A 1264-nucleotide genomic window follows, 5' to 3' on the forward strand; every position below is an offset into this window, starting at 1 on the left:
AGCTTGTGTCGCTTTACTTAACATATTAGGTATACATAATGAAATTCATCGTCTCTTCCTCTGCTCTTTTGAAGCAGCTTTCCAGTATAAACGGAGTAGTTACAAACAATCCGGTTGTACCTATACTGGAGAATTTCCTGTTCGAGATTAACAACAGCACCCTTACCATTACAGCAAGCGACCTGGAGACTTCCATGATCACAGAGCTGCCGGTAGAGGCGAAGGAGAACGGCCGCATAGCTGCTCCTGCCAGAATTCTGCTCGAAACGCTGAAGAACCTGCCTGACCAGCCGGTTACTTTTACCATTGACGAAGAGACGTATACTATCGAGATCAGCTCAGCAAACGGACGTTACAAGCTGTCTGGTGAGAATGCAACGGATTTCCCGCGTGTTCCTTCGGTGCAGGGTGGCAATGCCATTGAAATTCCATCGAACGTGCTGGCCAGAGCCATCAACAAAACCATTTTTGCGGTAAGCACAGATGAGTTGCGCCCGGCCATGACAGGTATCTTTGTGCAGCTGCATGCAGAGAGTGTGACTTTTGTAGCGACTGACGGACACCGCTTACTGCGTTACCGTCGCTCTGATATCGGTACAGGCCAGGAGGCATCTATCATCGTGCCGCGTAAAGCCTTTACGCTGCTGAAGTCCACCTTGCCATCTGAGGCTACAGTAGTGCGTATGGAGTTCAACCAGTCAAACGCCTTCTTCAGCTTCGACAATATCCGTATGATCTGTCGTTTGATTGATGAGCGCTATCCTGATTATGAAAATGTTATTCCGGTGCAAAACCCGAATAAGCTTGTAATTGAGCGTTCCGATCTACAAAGTTCTGTGAAGCGAATCTCTATCTACTCTAACAAGACAACACACCAGATACGCCTAAAATTGTCTGGATCTGAGCTTCAGGTGTCTGCAGAGGATCTTGATTTCTCTAATGAAGCCAATGAGCGCCTTTCTTGCCAGTATGAAGGAGAGGATATGGAAATCGGCTTCAATGCAAAATTCCTGATGGAGATGCTCAACAACATCGACTCAAACGAAATCACTTTTGAGCTATCAACTCCGAACCGTGCCGGCTTGTTAATGCCAATCGTTAACGAAGAAGCGGAAGACGTGCTGATGCTCGTGATGCCGGTAATGTTGAATAACTACGTTTAAATTACACAACAACCATACTTGAGAGAGGGCGGGCTTTATGTCCGCCTTTTTTTGTGGGTAGCGTCGTTCATACTTCAGGATTCTCCTGAACAGATTCACAC

At 46.8% G+C, this 1264-nt stretch carries 1 protein-coding gene; it reads left to right on the top strand.

Annotation, left to right across the window (positions count from 1 at the left end):
• Positions 1-38 precede the first annotated feature (38 nt).
• Positions 39-1163, top strand: a complete 1125-nt coding sequence (gene dnaN / locus ACFQ2O_RS21680) for a DNA polymerase III subunit beta (RefSeq protein WP_377533003.1) — start codon at positions 39-41, stop codon at positions 1161-1163.
• Positions 1164-1264 lie beyond the last annotated feature (101 nt).

Origin of the sequence: Pontibacter rugosus, from assembly GCF_042678745.1 — a bacterium.
In the GTDB taxonomy this organism is placed as follows: domain Bacteria; phylum Bacteroidota; class Bacteroidia; order Cytophagales; family Hymenobacteraceae; genus Pontibacter; species Pontibacter rugosus.